We start from the raw sequence: 20,666 nt of genomic DNA on the forward strand, positions 1-20,666 counted from the left end.
AGGAGCGGATGCTTCTGCCACGATGTCCTCATGTTCATCGTGACCACGAACGACGTTCCCGGATACCGCATCACCCAGGTGCTCGGCGAGGTCATGGGCCTCACGGTCCGCTCGACCGACTTCGGGCAGAGCTTCACCGCCGGATTCCGTTCGCTGGGTGGCGGCGAGATCCCCGAGTACACGCAGGTCATGTACGAGAGCCGCCAAGTGGTGATGGGCCGGATGTGGGCGGAGGCCCAGCAGCGCGGCGCGAACGCGATCGTCGCGATGCGCTTCGACACCGGGTCCATCGGCAACTTCAGCGAGGTGTGCGGGTACGGGACTGCCGTGGTGGTCGAGCCGATCGGGCAGCCGGCGCCACCGGCATCCGCTGCTCCGACGTCGCCGCAAACTCCGCCGCCCGCCGTCTGAATCGCCCGACGACGCTCGCGTCGCAGTCTGTACCGCTCCCGACCCTCGAATCCATGAGGAAGTGCGACCGGAACGGCATCGAGGCCGAGCGTCAGCGCGGCGCCAGCACCAGCAGCTCGCCGACCTCGCACCCGAGGGCATCGCAGATCGCCCGCAGGGTCGAATAGCGGATCGCGCGAGCGCGGTCGTTCTTCAGCACCGACAGGTTGACGATGCTGACGCCGACCAGCCCGCTCAGCTCGGTGAGCGTCATGCCGCGTTCGGCCAGCAGCTCGTCGAGTCGGCAGTGGATGCCGGTGAACTCCTCGTCGTTCTCGGCGGGGCTCACACCAGGCCCTCCGTCTCGCGCTGCAGTCGATCGCCGACCGAGAAGGCCGTGCCGATCACCGCGAGGATGAAGGCGCCGAGGATGAAGGTGAACGGCTCGACGCTCATCACCGCCGTATCGAAGGCATTGTCCGTGACCGCGCTGACGGTCGCGTTGGCGAGCATGTTGTCGAAGAACCGCACGGCCGCGAAGCCGAAGAGACCGGTGATCCCGGCGGTCATCACGAGGGCGGTGTTCCGGCGGCTGAACACCGTGCCGCCGAGGATGCTGCGGGCGAGCAGCAGCAGGCATCCGATCACGACGACGATCGTGAGGATCTGCAGCACCTGGCCGATGATGCCGGGCACGACCGCGAACGGCGGCAGGTCCGCGGCGGTGACGGATGCGCGATCGAGGTCGAGGGTGAGGTCCGCCCCGCCGGCACCGAGCGGCACGTCGACGGGCTGGTCGACGAACTCGAGCATCACGGGGACTGCGGTGCCGGAGCCGAGCCCGATGATGCGGATGATCGAGTGGACGGCGATGTATGCCGCGATCGCGGCGCCGGCGATGCAGAAGGCGATGAGGCTCCCCTTGTCCCCCCGGGACAGCTCGCCCTGCTTCGATCCCTGCTTCTCCACGTTCATCATCCCCACTCCTTATCGATAGTCGTTGTTGTCGATAAACGTTAAGTTATCGACTGTCGATACATCCGTCAACCCCGGCGTGCGTTCCCGTGGCAGAAACGGCGGGAGCTCGGCCGTCGCACCCGCCGCACGTGCCACGGGAGCGACGGGCTATGCCCACGGCGAACACGGGCATACAGCGCCTGAGCGGTGGTTACTCTCGATGTACAAGCGCAGATCGCCGTCTTTGACGTAGCGCTTCGCCCCAGTGCGAATAAGGAGTCACAGCATGTTCGAGAGATTCACGGACCGAGCCCGTCGAGTGGTCGTCCTCGCCCAAGAAGAGGCGAAGATGCTCAACCACAACTACATCGGCACCGAGCACATCCTGCTCGGCCTCATCCACGAGGGCGAGGGCGTCGCCGCCAAGGCGCTCGAAAGTCTCGGCATCTCCCTCGACGCGGTGCGCGAGCAGGTGCAGGACATCATCGGCCAGGGTCAGCAGCAGCCGACCGGCCACATCCCGTTCACGCCCCGCGCCAAGAAGGTGCTCGAGTTGAGCCTCCGCGAGGCCCTGCAGCTCGGCCACAACTACATCGGCACCGAGCACATCCTCCTCGGCCTCATCCGCGAGGGCGAGGGCGTCGCCGCCCAGGTGCTCGTCAAGCTCGGCGCCGACCTCAACAAGGTGCGCCAGCAGGTCATCCAGCTCCTTTCCGGTGCCCCCGGCCGCGAGCCGGCATCCGTCGGCGCGCAGACCAACGACACCCCGAGCGCGCAGGGCGGATCGCAGGTCCTCGACCAGTTCGGTCGCAACCTGACCCAGGCCGCGCGCGACAACAAGCTCGACCCGGTCATCGGTCGCGAGAAGGAGGCGGAGCGGGTCATGCAGATCCTCTCCCGCCGCTCCAAGAACAACCCCGTCCTGATCGGAGAGCCCGGCGTCGGCAAGACCGCCGTCGTCGAAGGTCTCGCTCAGGCCATCGTCAAGGGCGATGTCCCCGAGACGCTGAAGGACAAGCAGCTCTACTCGCTCGACCTCGGCTCGCTCATCGCCGGCTCCCGCTACCGCGGTGACTTCGAGGAGCGCCTGAAGAAGGTCACCAAGGAGATCCGCACGCGCGGCGACATCATCGTCTTCATCGACGAGATCCACACGCTCGTGGGTGCGGGTGCCGCCGAGGGTGCGATCGACGCGGCCAGCATCCTGAAGCCGCTGCTCGCCCGCGGTGAGCTCCAGACGATCGGTGCGACCACGCTCGACGAGTACCGCAAGCACTTCGAGAAGGATGCCGCGCTCGAGCGCCGCTTCCAGCCGGTGCAGGTGAACGAGCCGACGCTGCCGCACGCGATCAACATCCTCAAGGGGCTGCGCGACCGCTACGAGGCGCACCACAAGGTGCAGATCACCGACGGCGCCATCGTCGCCGCGGCGAACCTCGCCGACCGCTACGTCTCCGACCGGTTCCTGCCGGACAAGGCGATCGACCTGATCGACGAGGCCGGTGCGCGTCTGCGCCTCAGCATCCTGTCGAGCCCGCCCGAGCTCCGCGAATTCGACGAGAAGATCGCCAAGGTCCGCGAGCAGAAGGAAGTCGCCTCCGAGGAGCAGGACTTCGAGAAGGCCGCGTCCCTCCGCGATGAGGAGAAGAGCCTCCTCGCCGAGCGACTGCGTCTCGAGAAGCAGTGGCGTGCGGGCGACGTCGCGACCTCCGCGGTCGTCGACGAGGGTCTGATCGCCGAGGTCCTCGCGCAGGCCACCGGCATCCCGGTGTTCAAGCTCACGGAAGAGGAGTCCTCGCGGCTCGTCTTCATGGAGAAGGCCCTGCACCAGCGCGTCATCGGTCAGGAGGAGGCGATCGCCGCCCTCTCCAAGACGATCCGTCGCCAGCGCGCCGGACTCAAGGACCCGAAGCGTCCCTCGGGCTCGTTCATCTTCGCCGGCCCCACGGGCGTCGGAAAGACCGAGCTCGCGAAGGCCCTCGCGGAGTTCCTGTTCGACGACGAGGCCGCGCTGATCTCGCTCGACATGAGCGAGTTCGGCGAGAAGCACACCGTCTCGCGTCTGTTCGGTGCCCCTCCCGGATTCGTCGGATTCGAAGAGGGTGGCCAGCTCACCGAGAAGGTGCGCCGCAAGCCGTTCAGCGTGGTGCTCTTCGACGAGATCGAGAAGGCCCACCCGGACATCTTCAACTCGCTGCTGCAGATCCTGGAAGAGGGTCGTCTCACCGACGGTCAGGGTCGGATCGTGGACTTCAAGAACACGGTCATCATCATGACCACCAACCTCGGTGCGCGCGACATCGCCGGCGGCCCGGTGGGCTTCCAGATCGAGGGCAACGACTCGACCAGCTACGACCGGATGAAGGGCAAGGTGAACGAAGAGCTCAAGCGGCACTTCAAGCCCGAGTTCCTCAACCGTGTCGACGACATCATCGTGTTCCCGCAGCTCTCCAAGAGCGAGCTGGTGCAGATCGTGGATCTGTTCACCAAGCGCCTCGGCGAGCGTCTGCTGGACCGCGACATGACGATCGAGCTGTCGCAGGCGGCGAAGGAGCGTCTCATCGAGATCGGCTTCGACCCGGCTCTCGGCGCCCGTCCGCTGCGTCGCGCGATGCAGCACGAGGTCGAGGACCGTCTGTCCGAGAAGATCCTGCACGGCGAGCTCAACTCCGGCGACCACGTCAAGGTGGATGCCGCGAACGGCGAGTTCCTGTTCGAGCACGGTCCGCGCGGAGAGAAGGTGGCGGTCGGCATCAACACCGGCGGCGCCGGGATCTCCGGCACCCCCGACCTGGCGGTCGCCAGCGGGGAGTGACCCAGCCGAATCGTGGAAGGGGCGGATGCTGCGGCATCCGCCCCTTCTCTGTTCCCGGGGCATACCGGGCCCCGCCCCAGCGCACGACTTCGGAGGTCAGCGGCGAAATGCCGCGGGGAGGCGGTGGCGAGCGGCGCGGCGCCTCCCCGGATCCGAAGTTGTGCATGGACGGAGTCGTTCACAGAGTGCACAGCCTGCAGGTGTCTAGGCTGGACGGGTGAGCGAGTACATCGTCCGACCGGCGCGCAGCGCCGACATCGTCGGCATCCGGAACCTGCTGCAGCCGCTCGTGGAGCAGCGCATCCTGCTCGGGAAGGACCTGGCGGTGCTCTACGGTGCCGTGCAGGAGTTCGTCGTCGCCGAGGCCGACGGCGAGCTGATCGGATGCGGCGCGCTGCACGTGATCTGGGAGGACCTCGGCGAGGTGCGCACGCTCCTCGTGCGCGAGGACTGGCTGCACCACGGCGTCGGCCGCGGGATCGTCGACCGCCTCGAGGAGACCGCCCGCGCGCTCGGCCTCTCGCGACTGTTCTGCCTCACCTTCGAGGTCTCGTTTTTCGGACGCCGCGGCTACACCCCGATCGGCGAGCAGGTCGTCGACCCCGACGTGTACTCGCAGCTGCTGCGCAGCGGTGACGCGGGTGTCGAGGAGTTCCTCGACCTCGCGCACGTGAAGCCGAACACGCTCGGCAACACGCGCATGCTCAAGGTGCTCTGACCGACGGAGTCGCCGGACCGGACGGTCCATCGAATCGTCCATGTTCTTCCCCGTTCACGCCATGGGGCTCCGCGCGGGCCGACGATAGCTTCGTCGCAGGACCACGCGTCCTGTCGTCGGCTGCAGTGTGTCGTCGGCACGCACCTGCACGGAGGTTCAACGGATGAACAACGATCGCGTCGACGTCGGATCGACCATGGGCGTCGACGCGGAGCGTCGGCAGAACGAGCGGATCGTCCTGCCGGAAGCTGCCGGGCCTCTGCGTGCCGCCCTCGATCGCGGCGATGCGATCGCCTGGAGCGAGCCGCTGAGCATCCTCACGTACGAGGCCGCGGAGCCGAGCATCCACCCGATGTACCTCGACCACCGGGTCTACCAGGGATCGAGCGGCACGGTGTATCCGATCCCGTTCACCGAGCAGATCGCCGACGATGGCGTGGTCCGCGAATGGCAGGCCGTCCATCTCGAGAACGAGTACGTGCGGCTCGTGGTCCTCCCGGAGCTCGGCGGGCGCATCCACATCGGGTACGACAAGACCACCGGCTACGACTTCTTCTACCGCAACAACGTCATCAAGCCGGCTCTCGTCGGTCTCGCAGGCCCCTGGATCAGCGGCGGGGTCGAGTTCAACTGGCCGCAGCACCACCGTCCGGGAACCTACCTCCCCGTCGAGACGACGATCGAGAACGACGTCGACGGCTCGGTTACGGTGTGGTGCCACGACCACGACCCGTTCACCCGGATGTCGGCGCAGCACGGCATCCGACTGCGCCAGGGAAGCTCCGTCGTCGAACTGGTGGTGCGGCTGCACAACCGCACCAGCGAGCGGCAGTCCTTCCTCTGGTGGGCGAACGTCGCCGCCCGGGTGCACGACGACTACCAGTCCTTCTTTCCCGAAGACGTCCGCTATGTCGCCGACCACGCCCGTCGGGCGCTCACCGCGTTTCCCGAGGCCGATCGCCCGTACTACGGCGTCGACTACCCGGCACTGGCGGCGGAGCACGAGGGTGCCGACCGCATCGATTTCTACCGCAATATCCCCGTGCCGACGTCGTACATGATCGTCGACTCGCAGCAGGACTTCTTCGGCGGCTACGACCACGCCGCCGGAGCAGGGTTCGTGCACTGGGCCGAGCGTCGACTCGCGCCGGGCAAGAAGCAGTGGACGTGGGGCGATGCGCCGTTCGGCCACGCCTGGGACGACCAGCTCACCGATGGCGACGGTCCGTACGTCGAACTGATGGCGGGCGTCTACACCGACAACCAGCCGGACTTCTCCTGGCTGCTGCCCGGCGAGACCAAGGTTTTCTCGCAGTACTGGTATCCGATCCCCGCGATCGGCGCGGCGCACCAGGCGACGACGGATGCCGCCGTGCACGTCGAGCGCGGGGAGCGGGTGTCGGCGAGCTTCGCGGTCACGAGCCGCCGCGACGGTGTGACGCTGCGGATCCTCGACGGGGGTGCCGTCGTCGCGAGCACCGCGGCCGACCTGGTCCCCGGGGTGCCGGTGACGCTCGAGTCGGATGTCGCACCGTCGGATGCGATCACCGCCGAGCTCCTCGATTCCGACGGCGGTCTTCTCGTTCGGTGGACGCCGACGGATGCCGCGGACGAAGAGCCGTGGGTCGCCGACGAGCCGCCGCTGCCGGACGAGATCGACAGCGTCGAGGAGCTCTACCTCACGGGCCTCCACCTGCAGCAGAACCGCCATCCCACCCGCTCCCCGATGCCCTACTGGCGGGCGGCGCTCGCGCGCGACGCCGGTGACGCGCGGACGAACCTCGCGCTCGCGGATCGCGCGTACCGTTCGGGGCGCTTCGACAGCGCGCTCACGCATGCGCAGACGGCGATCACCCGCCTGACGCGGCGCAACGCGAACCCGACCGATACCGAGGCGTACTACCTCGCGGGACTCGTCCTCGCCCGTCTCGGCCGTGAGGCCGAGGCGCAGCAGATGTTCGGCAAGGCCGGGTGGGACGGGACCTGGGCGGCGGCATCCGGTGTCGAGCTCGTCCGGTCGCTGTTGCGCACCGGTCAGCAGCGCGCCGCATTGCGGGTGCTCGACACGATCGACGACGTCGCCGGGCACGACACCCGCCGCACCGCCCTCCGCGCGATCATTCTGCGGGCACGCGGCGAGGAAGCGGGGAGCGTCGCCGTCGCACGGGCAGCGCTCGTCGCCGACCCGCTCGACGCGACGCTGCGCGTGCTCGCCGGGGAGGAGGTCGACGCGGATGCCGGACTGCTGCTCGACGTCGCTCTCGATCTGAAGCTCGCCGGCGCCGCCGATGACGCCGTGCGCCTCCTCGACGCCGCGATCGCCGCGCCCATCCGTCGCTCCGGCAACGTGAGACCGCTCGCGCACTACCTCGCCGCCGAGATCCGGGAGAGTCGCGGCGACCGGCAGGCCGCAGCGTACGAGCGATCGCTCGCGCGAGCGGCCGAGCAGCGCTGGGCGTTCCCCTCGGGCCTCGATGCGCTGCAGGCCCTCGAGCTCGCGATCGATGCCGGACCCGACGACGCGACCGCCCTCTCGCTGCTCGGGATGCTGCTCTATGCCGTCGGGCGGCGCCGTGAGGCGGCGGCGGCCTGGAATCGCGCGATCGAGAGCGGCCACCGCGATCCGGTGCTGTTTCGCAACGCGGCCCTCGCCGCCTACAACGTCGAGCGCGACGAGGAGAAGGCCTGGCGGCTGTACGCGCAGGCCGTCGAGAGCGCTTCGACGGATGCGCGCATCCGCTACGAGCAGGATCAGCTCGCGGCCCGACTCGGGCACACGACCGCTCAGCGCCTCGCCGCTCTGCGGCCGGTCGAGGACCTGGTGCTCACCCGCGACGACTTCGCGATCGAGTACGCGCGTCTGCTCGTCGCCGAGGGGGCGGCCGCCGAGGCGCACAGCATCCTCCTCACCCGCCCGTTCCACCCGTGGGAGGGAGGGGAGGGGCAGGCGATCGCCACGTGGGATCTCACGCTCGAGGCACTCGGCCTGCCGCTGACCGACCCGCCCGCCACGCTCGGCGAGGCCCGCGCGGCGTATGTCGCGCCGGCGGCCGTGCGGGACGACGGGGTGACCGACTACTTCGCCACCAGCCATCCGGAACTGCTGCTGTTCAACCAGGAGGGCGAGGACGACGGACTGTGACGGTGCCGCTGTCGGGGAACGCGTTCGTGCTGCGCTCGGGACCGTACGAGGCGCGGATCGCGAGCGTCGGTGCCACCGTGCGATCGCTCCGGTGCGACGGCGTCGACCTCATCGTGCCGTTCGGAGCGGACGAGATCAGACCGTCGATGCGCGGCGCGCTGCTCGCACCGTGGCCGAACCGCATCGCCGACGGCGCATACGAGTTCGACGGGGTCGTCCACCGGCTCGTGCAGAACGAGCCGGAGACCCGCACTGCGGCCCACGGACTGATCGCGTGGACGGACTTCACGGCGACGACGGTGGCCTCGGATCACCTGGTGCTCACCGGCATGATCGCCGCGCAGCCCGGGTATCCGTGGCGGGTGCGCATCGATGCGGAGTTCCGCCTCGGCCCGGACGGGCTCACGCAGGAGGTGACGGCATCGAACGAGAGCGCGACCGCCGCCCCGGTCGGCCTGGGCGGGCATCCGTACCTCGTGGTCGGGAGCCCGCGGGAGCGCGGCATCGATGATCTGACCCTCCAGCTCGACGCCCGAGAGATCCTGCTCGTCTCTCCGGACCGGATGCTGCCAGAGCGCAGCGTGCCCGTGTCCGACCCGCTCGCCGGGGAGCGCGACTTCCGGGAGCCGCGGCGCATCGGGTCGACCGCGCTCAACCACGGCTTCACCGATCTCGCGCGCCGGAACGGACGGGCGCGCGCCCGGCTCCTGGATGACGCGGGCGCAGGGGTCGAGGTCGAGTGGGACGACCGCTGCCCGTGGGTGCAGATCTACACGACCGATCACGGCGACGGCGCGGAGTTCCGCAGCGGCGTCGCGATCGAGCCGATGACCTGCCCGCCGGACGCGTTCAACTCCCGGCGCGACCTCCTGATCGTCGAGGCCGGGGAGTCGGTCGGTGCGGGCTGGATGATCCGACGAGTCCGCTGATCCGTCAGCCTTTGTGCTGCGCCCGATAGGCCGTCGGGTTGAGGCCGTGCAATCGCCGGAAGTGCCGGGAGAAGTACAGCGGATCCGCGTAGCCGACAGCTGTGGCGATCTCCCGGACCGAGAGCGAGGTCGTGTCGAGCAGATTCCTCGCGTGCGTCATCCGCAGCGAGGTGTGGAAAGCGGCGGGCCCGCTGCCGGTGGCCTGGCGGAACAGCGCGCTCAGGTGCGACGGCGACATCCCGACGAGAGCGGCGAGCTCGCTGACCTGGATGTTCCCGTCGACCCGCGTCTCGAGATAGCGCATGGCGCGCTCCAGAGCCGACCCCTCGCTCGGAAGGATGCTGTCGGCCGCGATCCGGGTGAGGAGGTTCCATGCGACCCCGGAGGCGATCAGCAGCTGCGGTGGGGAGAGCCGACGCTCCAGCAGCGTGACGAGCTCGTCGAACAGGGCGACGACGCGGTCCATCGAGCGGAGCCGGGTCACGGGGCTCTGGCGCCCCAGGGTCTGGGCCGCGAGCTCGGCCGCGTCCGTCCCCCGGACATGCAGCCACCAGATCGTCCAGGGATCGTCTTCCGATGCCTCGTACGAGTGCGGCGTTCCCGCACTGATCGCGATCGAGGTGGCGGCTGTGAGCGGATGGACCTCGCCGGCGATCGTCACGGTGCCGCGCCCGGCGACGCAGAGCAGCAGGACCGTCTCGGCGCAGCCGCGCGGGCGGACCCGGCGGTGGCCCCGCGCCGTGGGGAAGTAGCCGGCGTCGGTGACGAGCAGGCGCCGGGTACCCGCGGCGCCCAGCGCGGCCTCGACCTGCGGGCGGGGAAGCACGCACAGGCGCTGGTGCTCGAACCCCTCCATCCGATAGTGCGGTTCGAGCAGGATAGGCGTCTCGTCCATGAGGCCTCGCAGAAGTGTCGCGGTTGTCGGCGGCGATGCGTGCAGACCGATCCTGCCAGGCTAGCCGCTGGCCGGTGCACCCAGTCAAACGGATGATTCCCGTCCTCTTGCGCGGAGCCGGAGAAAAGTCCATATGTTCCGTGAGATCGTCCTCAAGCGACGTGGCGCGATCGATGTACGTTCGATCTGTTCCACACAGCATCCGGTCATCACGGCCGGTCATCGCACGAAGACGAAGGAGTCTCAATGTTCGCCACACGCAGCCGCCTCTGGGCGCGCACTGCCGCGGGCGGGGTCGCCGTTCTGGCTCTCGCCGCGCTCACCGCCTGCTCGTCCGGGATGGAGACGGCGGAGCCCGCCGCCGAGGGCGGGGGCACATCCGACGGTCCGCTCACGATCGCCCTGATCCAGAAGCAGGGAGACCAGCAGTACTTCATCGACGAGGCCGACGGCGCGAAGGAGGCCGCGAAGGCCGACGGCGACGTCACGATCAACGTCGTCGACGTCAGCACCGACTCGAACAAGGCGATCTCCGAGGTCGAGGCCGCCATCGCGCAGGGCGTCGACGGGATCATCATCGTCGTGCCCGACACGCAGATCGGCCCGCAGGTGATCCAGCTCGCGACCGACGCCGGCATCCCGATCATGGCGGCCGACGATCCGATCGTCGACGCCAAGGGCGCTGCCGCGGCCTTCACCGGCTTCGACGGCACGTCGATGGGTGAGAAGGTCGGCGCCGACGCCGCCCGTCTGTACCAGGAGGAGGGATGGGATGCCGCGGACACCCGCATCCTCTCCGCCTACAAGCAGGACCAGCCCAACTGCGTCGAGCGCGTCGACGGTGCGGTCGCCGCCTTCTCCGAGGCCGTCCCCGACGGCCCTGAGGTGATCGAGGTCGGCACCGACAATTCGGCCACCGATGCGCAGGACAAGGCCGGTGCCATCATCACGGCCAACGCCGGCGTGAAGCACTGGGTGGTCTGGGGCTGCAACGACGAGAACGAGACGGGTGTCGTCACGGCGCTGCAGAACTCGGGCGTCGCGCCCGCCGACATCATCGGCGTGGGTCTCGGCGCGTACCTGACCTGCAAGGACTGGAACGCCGGCCAGGAGACGGGCAACAAGTCCGCCCTGTTCATCTCGGGTGTCGAGGTCGGCAAGGCCGCCGTCACGTCGATGGTCGACCTGCTGCGCAACGGCACGGAGCTGCCGCCGAAGACCGTGGCCAACACCGAGATCGTCGACGCCTCCAACTGGGAGGAGAAGGGCGTCGTCTGCACCTGACGCCTTCCTCGGGGGCGGCCGCGCCGGCGGTCGTCCCCCCTCGGGCCGGGTCCGGCCACCGCCACCAGATCAGAAGAGGAAAGCATGACGGAGCAGGCAGCCGCACTGCGGGCGCACGCGATCACGAAGTCGTTCGGCCCCGTCCACGCCCTGCGCGGCGTGGACCTCGAGCTCCGCGCCGGAGAGGTGACCGCCCTGATGGGCGAGAACGGCGCGGGGAAGTCCACGCTCCTCAAGATCCTCGGTGGCGACTACCGCCCTGATGGCGGCGAACTGCTGCTGGCGGGCGAGGCGATGGACTTCTCCGGCCCCGCGGATGCCCGTGACGCCGGGCTGCGGGTCATCGCCCAGGAACCGGAGATCGTGCCCTGGGTCTCCGTCGCGGAGAACATCTACATCGGCGCCCTGGGCTCTGTGGGGTTCCGTCGGAGCCAGCTCGAACGCACGGCGACCGAAGAACTCCGCCGCTGGGGCTTCGACCGCGTGATCGACGCCCGCACGCTCGGAGCCGACCTCTCTCCCGCGCAGCGGCAGATCGTCGAGATCATGCGCGCGGTGATCGCGCAGCCCCGGGTCATCTGCTTCGACGAGCCCACCTCCTCCCTCGGCGACGAGGAGGTCGCGCTGCTGTTCGCGCTGATCCGCCGGCTGAAGGCCGACGGGGTCGCCATCGGCTACGTGTCGCATCGGATGGGAGAGATCTTCCAGCTCGCCGATCGCATCACGGTCCTGCGCGACGGCGCCTACGTGGGCACGAAGGCCGTCGGCGAGACCGACCACGACGAACTCGTTCGCATGATGGTGGGCCGCGACCTCACCCAGTTCTTCCATCGCGAGCCCGCGGCCCTCGGCGACGTCGTCCTCGAGCTCGAGCACGTGTCGAACGACATCGTCCACGACATCTCCCTCACCGTGCGCGCGGGTGAGGTCGTCGGTGTCGCCGGCCTCGTCGGCGCCGGGCGGAGCGAGCTCATGAAGACGATCGCCGGCGACCTGCTGGTCACCGAGGGACAGATCAAGATGCACGGCGCCGCACGGCGGTTCCGCAGCCCCCAGGACAGCATCCAGGCCGGCATCGGCTTCGCGCCGGAGGAGCGGAAGGCTGAGGCGCTGCTCCTGGACCGCAGCGTCCGCGACAACACCGCCCTCGCGGTGCTGAAGTCGCTCTCCCGATGGATCTTCGTGAAGGATGCCGCGGAGTCGGCGCTCACGAAGAGCTACATCGACTCGCTGCGCATACGCACACCGAGTCCCGAGCAGCTGGTCGGGCGCCTCTCCGGCGGCAACCAGCAGAAGGTGGTGCTCGCGCGGTGGCTCGCCACCAAGCCGAAGCTGCTGCTGCTGGACGAGCCGACGCGAGGCATCGACGTCGGAGCGAAGGCGGAGATCTACGCGATCATCGACCGCCTCGCACACGAGGGCGTCGCGGTCATCGTCGTCTCCAGCGAACTTCCCGAGGTGCTCGGCGTCTCGGACCGCATCTATGTCATGGCCCACGGGCGCATCACGGGAGAGCTCCCGCGTGCCGAGGCAACCGAAGAGAGCATTCTCGCGCTCGCGATGGACGAGGAGGTCGCCGCATGAGCGACAACACTGTGAAGACGGCGCCGGCACCGGTCGGAGCGGCCGCACCGGCCAAGGGGGCATCGCCCGTCGCGCGGCTGATCAGCGGGGTCGGAGCGCAGAACATCTCGCTCATCATCGCGATCGTGCTGGTGGTCGCGGTGATCGGCTTCCAGAATCCGCTGTTCTTCAGCGTCGGCAACCTCAAGGTGATCGGCACGGCCATCGCCATCATGGGGCTCCTGGCCGTCGTGCAGACGATCGTCATCATCCTCGGCGCCCTCGACATCTCCGTCGGATCGATCGCCGGTCTCACGTCGGTGACATCGGCGATGCTGTTCACCGCCGCCGGCCCCGCCGTCGGCGTCGTCGGCGCGGTGGGCATCGGCATCCTCTGCGGTCTGGTCAACGGCTGCATCATCGTCTTCGGACGGGTCAATCCCGTGATCGCGACGCTGGCGACCCTCGCCGCCTTCAAGGGCGTCGCGCAGCTGATCTCGGACGGACGGGCGCAGGGCTACACCGGAGCGGACCCGTTCTTCGTCTTCCTCGCCCGCGGCGGCGTCGCCGGCATCCCGACCCTCATCCTGGTGCTGCTGATCGTGGCGCTGCTCGCGCACATCGTGCTGCGATACACGTCGTGGGGCCGCAACATCTACGCGGTCGGCGGCAACAACATCGCCTCCCGGCTCGCGGGCATCAACATCAACCGGTACATCATCGGCGTCTACATGGTCACCGGCGCGATCGCGGCGATCGCGGGAATCCTCATCACCGCCCGCACCGGCTCGGGGCAGCCGATCTCCGGCTCGGAGGGCCTGGAGCTGCAGGCCATCACCGCCGCTGCCCTGGGTGGCGCGGCGCTGAAGGGCGGCAAGGGGACGATCTCCGGAACCATCCTCGCCGTGATCCTGCTCGGCGTGCTCACCAACGGCATGACCATCCTCGGTGTGAACACGTTCTGGCAGAACGTCGCTCAGGGAGCGCTCCTCGTGATCGCGGTCGTGATCCAGCAGCTGCGGTCCGGCGAGCGTCGTATCGGTATTCCTGGGTGATCCACGGGTCGGTCGCACGGTCGATCCCCGGGCCGATCGCTTAGCCTGGAGACATGCCACGCCACTCCGCCGCCGTCTATCGTCGTCGGCGGCTCGTGCTCCTGATCGGCCTGATCCTCGCGGTCGCCGTGATCGGCGTCTCGACCTGGCTGCTGGTCGCGCGCCCGTGGGCCGGCGGCGAGGCCGGGCCCGCCCCGACCAGCTCGGCGACGACCACTCCCTCGACGACGCCGACCGACGGCACCGGCTCACCCGTGCCGTCGCCGTCGGCCGAGCAGACGCCGGCCATCGTCGCCTGCGCGGCGAAGGACGTCGAGGTGACCGCGGTCACCGACTCGGACTCGTATCAGGCCGGCGTCACGCCGCAGCTCTCCATCTCGCTCACGAACAAGGGCTCGACGGACTGCACGATCGATGTGGGCTCCACCACCCAGGTCTTCACGGTCTCGAGCGGATCCGACGTCTGGTGGCGCTCGACCGACTGCCAGGAGAATCCGAGCAGCATGATCGCGACGCTCGCGGCGGGCACGACCGTCACCAGCAAGGATCCGGTGGTATGGGACCGCACGCGATCGAGCGTCGAGACCTGCGCCGACGAGAACCGGCAGCGCGCGCCGGGCGGAGGATCCTCGTACCACGTCGAGGTGTCGATCGGCGGGTTCACGAGCGCGAGCACCACGCAGATCCTGCTCTACTGATCCCCGAACGACCGGATTTCTTCTCCGATCTGTCCTCCAGGCCTCGCCGTCTTCGTCGTCATGACGAAGAATCGACCCGAGAAGGAGAGAGCACATGGAGTATCTGCTGTTCATCGTCAGCGACCCGGCCGCCCCGGAGTACATCCCGGAAGAGGACAACATCGAGGAGTGGGCGGCGGATGTCGAGCGCCGCAACGTCTCGCGTACCGGGAATCGGCTGCGACCGCCGTCCGATGCGACCACGGTGACGGTCCGCGACGGCCGGACCATCCTCACCGACGGCCCGTTCACCGAGACGAAGGAGTGGATCGCCGGCTTCGATCTGATCGACGTCGCCGACCTCGATGAGGCGATCGAGATCGCGGCGAAGCATCCGATGGCCCGGTTCGGGCGCGTCGAGGTGCGTCCGGTCTGGCCGATGGAGTGATCGCGTGAGCGAGCGGACGGCGACCGACGCGGTGCGCGAGGCGCTCGCCGCGACGGTCGCCGCCGAGCGTCTGCGGATCGTGGCGTCGCTCATCCGTCGCACCGGAGATTGGGAGCTCGCCGAGGATGCCGTGCAGGATGCGATGACCCGCGCCCTGACCGCCTGGCCGACGCGGGGGATCCCCGACAACCCGGCCGCCTGGCTCACCACAGCCGCCCGGAATGCGGCCGTCGACATGCTCCGACGCGCAGCGTCCGAACGCAGGACCGCGGGTCGTGCGGCCATCGAGGCGGCTGTCGACCGGGAGGATCAGGCGCTCGGCTCCGCGCCGGATGTCGACGCTCTCGGGGTGGTCGACGACGATCGGCTGCGACTGATCTTCACGTGCTGCCACCCCGCGCTGCCCATGGAGGCGCGCGTCGCGCTGACCCTGCGCACCGTCGCCGGGCTCGAGGTCGGCGAGATCGCGCGGGCGTTCCTCGTGTCGGAGGCGACGATGCAGAAGCGGCTGGTGCGGGCGCGCGCCCGGATCCGCGACGCCGGGATCCCGTACCGGGTCCCGTCTGCCGAGGCGCTGCCCGAGCGCGGGCAGGGCGTGCTCGCCGTCCTGTACCTGCTCTTCACCGAGGGGTACGCGGGCGGATCCGCGCTCGTGCGGGTGCCCGTGGCCGAGGAGGCGATCCGGCTCGCGCGGCTGCTCTCGACTCTCCTCGTGGACGCGCCGCCGCAGCCGGAGGTGCTCGCCCTGCTGGCACTGATGCTGTTCCAGCACTCGCGCGCGGCGACACGTCTCGACGAGAAGGGCGACCTGGTCCTGCTGGAGGACCAGGATCGCGCGCGGTGGGACGCCGCGATGATCGGCGAGGGCGTGGCCGCGCTGGCAGCGTCGGAGTCCGCACGCCGACGCATCGACGGCGTGGCCGGGCCGTACCGGCTGCAGGCCGAGATCGCCCGGCATCACGCGACCGCCCCGTCGGCCGAATCGACCGACTTCGCGCGCGTGGCCGAGCTGTACGCCAGGCTCGCGCGCGTGGCGCCCTCGCCGGTCGTGGAGCTGAATCGGGCTGTCGCCGTCGGTCTCGCGGAGGGGCCGCTCGCCGGGATCGCCCTGCTCGACGAGCTCGACGACGCGCGTCTCGACGGCTATCACCTGCTGCCGGCCGCCCGTGCCGACCTGCTGCGTCGCGCCGGACGCCCCGCTGAGGCACTTCCGCACTACGAGCGCGCGCTCGAGCTCGCGCCGTCCGATCCCGAGCGCCGCTTCCTCGTACGGCGGATCGCCGAGGTTCGAAGCGATTCCCGCCCGTGAACTTCGAAATTGCTCGTCGATCCGGGTGGCGCATTCGGAATACCTCGACGTCAGAGGTTTTCTACACGGAGTGCAGACACGGGCTCGTCTCTGGGATACCATTAGGTGACTCTCCGCACCAGCGGCACATGCCATCCCCAGTGGCGTCGAACTACAGCGTCCCCAGCGCTTCGACATCGCCGCTTCGAGAGTCCGAGGGCCCTCTCGAGTACCCCAGTCCCCAATGTGGGACTCGAGAGGGCCCCAATCGTCTCCGCGGTCGGTCTCGGCCGGCGTCGGATGCCGCGCTCTGCGCCGTCGACCGCGAATAGGCTGGGTGCATGGCAGCGAAGAAGGCGAAGGCCTCGAAGAACAAGCCCGCACCGGAGGACTTCCGATCCGATGCGCTGGCCCAGGCCCTCGAGAAGCAGGACGTCGCCGCGGTCGCCCTGGCCCTCCGCCACGGAACCACCATCGTCCCTCTGATCAAGCCGGGCGCGAGGGACAACCCGCTCGACAGCGGCGAGGTCTGGACGTACCGCGACCCGAAGACCGGCGACCTGGCTCTGCTGCTGTTCAGCGACGCGAAGAACAAGCCGGCCAACCTGCCGCCGGGCGTGGGCATCTACACCGCGGACTGGCTGCGGAAGTTCCTTGCCGCGCACCCCATCACCACGGTGTTCCTCGACATCGCCGGGCCCCACCCCATGCAGGCCGATCCGGTCGAGCTGCTCAAGGCGCTCGACGCGTAGCTCCCTCGGCTGAGGGTGGCTGAGCCTGTCGAAGCCTCGTGAGGGCCCTTCGACAAGCTCAGGGACCCAGGGCGCGCGCGGTCAGGGTTACTGGGTGGCTGAGCCTGTCGAAGCCTCGTGTTGGGGCCCTTCGACAAGCTCAGGGACCCAAGGAGCGCGAGCTCAGGGACCCAAGGAGCTCAGGGTCCCGTGCGTCAGAACGGCGGGATGTCGCGCTGGTCGCGCGGAGAGCGATCGCGCGCCTTGATGTCTTTCAGCGCGCCGACCAGGGTCTTCGAGCGATCGTCGACCACCTGCTCGTAGCCGAGTCGCGCAGCCTCGGAGCGGCGCTGGGCGGCCTGCGTGACGGGGCGGATCTCGCCCGCGAGGCTCAACTCGCCGACGGCGGCGACCGTGCGCGGCACCGACGTGCGCTGCACGGACCCGGCGACCGCGACGGCGATGGCGAGATCGGCGGCGGGCTCGGTGAACCGCACGCCGCCGACGGTCGACACGTACACGTCGAGGTCGCTCGTCTTGATGTTCGCGCGCCGCTCGAGGATCGCGAGCACCATCGCCACACGCGAGGAGTCGACGCCGTGCACGATGCGCCGCGGATTCGGCGCGTTCGACGGCACCGTCAGCGCCTGCACCTCGACGGGGAGCGCTCGACGCCCTTCGAGCGAGATCGCGACGCACGTGCCCTCGGCCGTCGACTGCGACAGGAACAGCCCGGACGGATCGGGCACCTCGGCGATGCCGGCACCGGTCATCTCGAAGCAGCCGACCTCGTCGGTCGGGCCGAAGCGGTTCTTGAGTGCGCGGATGAAGCGGAGCGCGGTCTGCCGGTCGCCCTCGAAGTGGCAGACGACGTCGACCAGGTGCTCGAGCACCCGGGGGCCGGCGACCTGACCGTCTTTCGTGACGTGGCCGACGATGATGATCGGCAGGTCGCGGTCCTTCGCGACCCGGATGAGCGTGGAGGCGACCTCGCGCACCTGGCTCGGCTGGCCGGCCGCACCGTCGGTCAGCGACGACGAGACCGTCTGCACCGAATCGACGATCACGAGCTCGGGCTTGACCTCGTCGATGTGGCCGAGGATCGTCGCGAGGTCGGTCTCGCTCGCGAGGTAGAGCTCGTCGTGCAGGGCGCCGGTGCGCTCGGCGCGCAGTCGCACCTGGCCCGGCGACTCCTCGGCGCTCGCGTAGAGCACGCGGCGTCCTGACCGCGCGGCCTGCGCCGCCACCTCGAGCAGCAGCGTGGACTTGCCGACGCCCGGCTCTCCGCTGAGCAGGATCGCGGCACCGGGGACGATGCCGCCCCCGAGCACGCGGTCGAATTCGCCGACGCCGCTCGTGCGACGAGGAGCATCCTGTGTGGTGATCTGCGTGATCGGTCGCGCGGTGCGCTCTGCCGTCGGCGCGAGCGCGGTCACCCGGCGCAGGATGCCCGTGGGTGCGGCCTGCTCCTGCACGGTGCCCCACTGCTGGCACTCGCCGCAGCGGCCCACCCACTTCGCGGTCGTCCACCCGCACTCTGTGCAGACGTACGCCGGGGGAGCGGGTTTTCGGGTGGCCATGCAGCCAGGCTATCGCCGGCATCCGACATCCCTATCGGAACCGGGCATTATTCACGGCCGAACCACTCGATCGGGACGGACGCCGCTGGGATGATGGAGGCATGCGCAACGGCGGGCCCGTCTGCGGGCCGATCTCGACCTACTCGCGGGTGCAGCTCCTGCACCTGCTCTTCGAGGCCGGTCGCGCGCACGGACCGGCCGAGCTCACGATCGGCGAGCTGTGCGAGGCCACCGGGCTTCACGCCAACACGGTGCGCGAGCACCTGCAGCGTCTCATCGAAGGCGGGTACGTGATCCCGACGATCGAGCACCGGACCGTCCGCGGTCGTCCGCGCACGCTCTACCGGGCCGCGACCGGAGCGCCGGGCGCGTCCAGCCCGGTCGCCCGCGACAAGGCGAAGGCCGCAGCGCGCCGCGGAGATCTGATGCGACGGATGCTGCCCGCCCCGGCATCCGAGCTGGGCAGGGAGGCCACCTACCAGCTCGACGCGCTCGTCGAGCACCTGGAGGAGAGCGGCTTCGAGCCCGTGGTCGACGACGTACGGCTCACGGTCGACCTCAGCCCGTGCCCGCACGCGACCGGCCGTCCCGAGGCCCGCCCGATGCTCTGCCAGGTGCACCTGGGGCTGATGCAGGGCGTGCTCAACGAAGCAGGCGGGCCGCTGGTCGCCGACTGCGTGCGCGCCGCCGACGGACCGACGGACTGCACGGTGCAGTTGACCGAAAGAGTGCCGCCGACCGACAGAGCGCCGCTGACCGACACGACAGGAGTCGCGCATGGAATGGCTTGATCCGCTCGTCCTCTCCCGATGGCAGTTCGGGCTGACGACCGTCTACCACTACCTGTTCGTCCCCCTCACGATCGGCATGGCGCTGGTCGCCGCGATCTTCCAGACCGTGTGGGTGCGCACCGGCAAGGTCCAGTACCTGCACCTGACCCGCTTCTTCGGCAAGATCTTCCTGATCAACTTCGCGATGGGCGTCGTCACCGGCATCGTGCAGGAGTTCCAGTTCGGCATGAACTGGTCGGACTACTCCCGCTTCGTCGGCGACGTGTTCGGAGCTCCGCTCGCCTTCGAGGGCCTGCTCGCCTTCTTCTTCGAGGCCACCTTCATCGGCCTGTGGATCTTCGGATGGGACAAGCTCCCGCAGAAGCTGCACCTCGCCACCATCTGGTGCGTGTCGATCGGCAGCATCCTCTCCGCGTACTTCATCATCGCCGCCAACGCGTTCATGCAGAACCCGGTCGGCTACGTCTTCAACCCTGAGACGAACCGCGCAGAGCTGACCGACTTCTGGGCGCTGCTCACGAACCCCGTCGCGCTCGCGGCCTTCCCGCACACGATCTTCGGTGCGCTCATGTTCGCCGCCGGCGTCGTGATCTCGGTCTCGGCCTGGCACCTCGCCCGCGGCCAGCACTTCGACACCATGCGCATCTCGCTGAAGTTCGGGCTGTGGGCGATGATCTTCTCCACTGCGGGCGTCGTGCTCACCGGCGACCAGCTGGGGCTGGCGATGTACGCGGCGCAGCCGATGAAGATGGCGGCGGCCGAGGCGACCTTCAACACGGTCTGCGGCTACGACGCCTCGTTCAGCCTGTTCACGCTCGGCACGCCGGACGGGAGCTCCGAGCTGTTCTCGATCCGCGTGCCGTACCTGCTCTCCCTGCTGTCGACCCACTCGTTCGACGAATGCGTGCACGGCATCAACGACCTGAACGCCGAGTACTCCCAGACCTTCGCCGACACCGGGCTGACCGAGTTCGCCCCCATCCTGTGGGTCACGTACTGGGCGTTCCGCTGGATGATCGGCCTGGGCATGGCCGCCGGTCTCGTCGCCGTCATCGGCCTGTGGCTCACCCGCAAGAGCGCGAAGAAGCCTCCGACGCAGTGGATGTGGAAGCTCGCGATCTGGTCGTTCCCGCTCGCTCTCGCCGCCAACATCATGGGCTGGGTCTTCACCGAGATGGGCCGGCAGCCCTGGATCGTGTTCGGTCTGATGACCACGCAGGACGGCGTCTCGCCGGGCGTCAGCGGCGTCGAGGTGCTGATCTCGCTCATCGCCTTCACCGCGATCTACGCCGCCCTCGCCGTGGTCGAGATCCGCCTCATCATCCGGGCCGCGCAGAAGGGGCCTGACACCGAAGAGCAACCCCACGACGAGACGGCCCAGCTGCCGTCGGTCGTCTACTGAG

General features: G+C 69.2%; 18 protein-coding genes. 14 read left to right on the top strand and 4 right to left on the bottom strand.

What is annotated here, in order from left to right:
- Positions 1-30 precede the first annotated feature (30 nt).
- On the top strand, positions 31-411 hold the full coding sequence (locus LBN7_RS13100; RefSeq protein ID WP_407359889.1) for a YbjQ family protein: 381 nt from the start codon (positions 31-33) through the stop codon (positions 409-411).
- A 91-nt stretch (positions 412-502) separates the two neighbouring features.
- Here the strand turns inward: LBN7_RS13100 and LBN7_RS13105 are convergent, their stop codons facing one another.
- Complete coding sequence (locus tag LBN7_RS13105) at positions 503-739, bottom strand: helix-turn-helix transcriptional regulator (protein WP_307379645.1); 237 nt, start codon at positions 737-739, stop codon at positions 503-505.
- Positions 736-1,368 carry a hypothetical protein gene (locus LBN7_RS13110; protein ID WP_341947539.1) on the bottom strand — a complete coding sequence of 211 codons (633 nt, stop codon included), beginning with the start codon at positions 1,366-1,368 and terminating at the stop codon, positions 736-738. Before LBN7_RS13110 ends, LBN7_RS13105 begins: the two co-directional genes overlap by 4 nt.
- Before the next feature lie 265 nt (positions 1,369-1,633).
- Between LBN7_RS13110 and LBN7_RS13115 the strand changes: the two genes are divergently transcribed.
- The 4 genes from LBN7_RS13115 (at position 1,634) to LBN7_RS13130 (ending at position 8,951) form a co-directional block, all read left to right on the top strand.
- Positions 1,634-4,162 carry an ATP-dependent Clp protease ATP-binding subunit gene (locus LBN7_RS13115; RefSeq protein ID WP_341947540.1) on the top strand — a complete coding sequence of 843 codons (2,529 nt, stop codon included), beginning with the start codon at positions 1,634-1,636 and terminating at the stop codon, positions 4,160-4,162.
- 217 nt (positions 4,163-4,379) lie between these two features.
- Positions 4,380-4,880 (top strand): amino-acid N-acetyltransferase, encoded by a 501-nt coding sequence (locus tag LBN7_RS13120; protein ID WP_116635461.1) that lies wholly within the window; start codon positions 4,380-4,382, stop codon positions 4,878-4,880.
- Positions 4,881-5,043: 163 nt separating this feature from the next.
- Positions 5,044-8,022: a DUF5107 domain-containing protein gene (locus LBN7_RS13125; protein WP_407359890.1), complete on the top strand. Its 2,979-nt coding sequence runs from the start codon at positions 5,044-5,046 to the stop codon at positions 8,020-8,022.
- Entirely contained in the window at positions 8,019-8,951 is a 933-nt protein-coding gene (locus LBN7_RS13130; RefSeq protein ID WP_407359891.1) for an aldose 1-epimerase family protein, read from the top strand. The genes LBN7_RS13125 and LBN7_RS13130 overlap by 4 nt, the downstream gene beginning before the upstream one ends.
- Positions 8,952-8,955: 4 nt before the next feature.
- Here the strand turns inward: LBN7_RS13130 and LBN7_RS13135 are convergent, their stop codons facing one another.
- Complete coding sequence (locus tag LBN7_RS13135; RefSeq protein WP_116635464.1) at positions 8,956-9,846, bottom strand: AraC family transcriptional regulator; 891 nt, start codon at positions 9,844-9,846, stop codon at positions 8,956-8,958.
- A gap of 246 nt (positions 9,847-10,092) precedes the next feature.
- Here LBN7_RS13135 and LBN7_RS13140 point away from each other — a divergent pair, with 246 nt between their 5' ends.
- From LBN7_RS13140 to LBN7_RS13170, 7 genes are all read left to right on the top strand, one after another.
- Entirely contained in the window at positions 10,093-11,130 is a 1,038-nt protein-coding gene (locus LBN7_RS13140) for a substrate-binding domain-containing protein (protein WP_407359892.1), read from the top strand.
- 84 nt (positions 11,131-11,214) lie between these two features.
- On the top strand, positions 11,215-12,714 hold the full coding sequence (locus LBN7_RS13145) for a sugar ABC transporter ATP-binding protein (RefSeq protein WP_116635466.1): 1,500 nt from the start codon (positions 11,215-11,217) through the stop codon (positions 12,712-12,714).
- The gene (locus LBN7_RS13150; protein ID WP_341947545.1) at positions 12,711-13,748 is read left to right on the top strand and encodes an ABC transporter permease; all 1,038 of its coding nucleotides are present in this window, start codon (positions 12,711-12,713) and stop codon (positions 13,746-13,748) included. The genes LBN7_RS13145 and LBN7_RS13150 overlap by 4 nt, the downstream gene beginning before the upstream one ends.
- A 53-nt stretch (positions 13,749-13,801) precedes the next feature.
- Positions 13,802-14,446, top strand: coding sequence for a hypothetical protein (locus tag LBN7_RS13155; protein WP_116635468.1), 645 nt, complete (start codon positions 13,802-13,804; stop codon positions 14,444-14,446).
- A 94-nt stretch (positions 14,447-14,540) separates the two neighbouring features.
- Positions 14,541-14,873, top strand: a complete 333-nt coding sequence (locus LBN7_RS13160) for a YciI family protein (RefSeq protein WP_116635469.1) — start codon at positions 14,541-14,543, stop codon at positions 14,871-14,873.
- Between the two features lie 4 nt (positions 14,874-14,877).
- On the top strand, positions 14,878-16,182 hold the full coding sequence (locus tag LBN7_RS13165; RefSeq protein ID WP_407359893.1) for an RNA polymerase sigma factor: 1,305 nt from the start codon (positions 14,878-14,880) through the stop codon (positions 16,180-16,182).
- Positions 16,183-16,502: 320 nt separating this feature from the next.
- A complete protein-coding gene (locus tag LBN7_RS13170; protein ID WP_116635471.1) occupies positions 16,503-16,913 on the top strand; it encodes a dehydrogenase in 411 nt (136 codons plus the stop codon).
- Between the two features lie 194 nt (positions 16,914-17,107).
- On the opposite strand, the gene radA is transcribed toward LBN7_RS13170, so the two are convergent.
- On the bottom strand, positions 17,108-18,472 hold the full coding sequence (gene radA / locus LBN7_RS13175; protein WP_116635472.1) for a DNA repair protein RadA: 1,365 nt from the start codon (positions 18,470-18,472) through the stop codon (positions 17,108-17,110).
- Between the two features lie 101 nt (positions 18,473-18,573).
- Here radA and LBN7_RS13180 point away from each other — a divergent pair, with 101 nt between their 5' ends.
- Positions 18,574-19,263, top strand: a complete 690-nt coding sequence (locus LBN7_RS13180; protein WP_407359894.1) for a helix-turn-helix transcriptional regulator — start codon at positions 18,574-18,576, stop codon at positions 19,261-19,263.
- Positions 19,250-20,665 (top strand): cytochrome ubiquinol oxidase subunit I, encoded by a 1,416-nt coding sequence (locus tag LBN7_RS13185; protein ID WP_116635474.1) that lies wholly within the window; start codon positions 19,250-19,252, stop codon positions 20,663-20,665. The genes LBN7_RS13180 and LBN7_RS13185 overlap by 14 nt, the downstream gene beginning before the upstream one ends.
- Position 20,666: the final 1 nt, after the last annotated feature.

This window comes from Microbacterium sp. LBN7 (assembly GCF_045690345.1).
Classification (GTDB): Bacteria; Actinomycetota; Actinomycetes; order Actinomycetales; family Microbacteriaceae; genus Microbacterium.

Bases quoted from the DNA above. Each gene is read 5' to 3' on its own strand.
- LBN7_RS13140 (WP_407359892.1), top strand. From the start codon at position 10,093: ATGTTCGCCACACGCAGCCGCCTCTGGGCGCGCACTGCCGCGGGCGGG.
- LBN7_RS13125 (WP_407359890.1), top strand. From the start codon at position 5,044: ATGAACAACGATCGCGTCGACGTCGGATCGACCATGGGCGTCGACGCG.
- LBN7_RS13135 (WP_116635464.1), bottom strand. From the start codon at position 9,846: ATGGACGAGACGCCTATCCTGCTCGAACCGCACTATCGGATGGAGGGG.
- LBN7_RS13155 (WP_116635468.1), top strand. From the start codon at position 13,802: ATGCCACGCCACTCCGCCGCCGTCTATCGTCGTCGGCGGCTCGTGCTC.
- LBN7_RS13180 (WP_407359894.1), top strand. From the start codon at position 18,574: ATGCGCAACGGCGGGCCCGTCTGCGGGCCGATCTCGACCTACTCGCGG.
- LBN7_RS13145 (WP_116635466.1), top strand. From the start codon at position 11,215: ATGACGGAGCAGGCAGCCGCACTGCGGGCGCACGCGATCACGAAGTCG.
- LBN7_RS13170 (WP_116635471.1), top strand. From the start codon at position 16,503: ATGGCAGCGAAGAAGGCGAAGGCCTCGAAGAACAAGCCCGCACCGGAG.
- radA (WP_116635472.1), bottom strand. From the start codon at position 18,472: ATGGCCACCCGAAAACCCGCTCCCCCGGCGTACGTCTGCACAGAGTGC.
- LBN7_RS13185 (WP_116635474.1), top strand. From the start codon at position 19,250: ATGGAATGGCTTGATCCGCTCGTCCTCTCCCGATGGCAGTTCGGGCTG.
- LBN7_RS13110 (WP_341947539.1), bottom strand. From the start codon at position 1,368: ATGATGAACGTGGAGAAGCAGGGATCGAAGCAGGGCGAGCTGTCCCGG.
- LBN7_RS13115 (WP_341947540.1), top strand. From the start codon at position 1,634: ATGTTCGAGAGATTCACGGACCGAGCCCGTCGAGTGGTCGTCCTCGCC.
- LBN7_RS13100 (WP_407359889.1), top strand. From the start codon at position 31: ATGTTCATCGTGACCACGAACGACGTTCCCGGATACCGCATCACCCAG.
- LBN7_RS13160 (WP_116635469.1), top strand. From the start codon at position 14,541: ATGGAGTATCTGCTGTTCATCGTCAGCGACCCGGCCGCCCCGGAGTAC.
- LBN7_RS13150 (WP_341947545.1), top strand. From the start codon at position 12,711: ATGAGCGACAACACTGTGAAGACGGCGCCGGCACCGGTCGGAGCGGCC.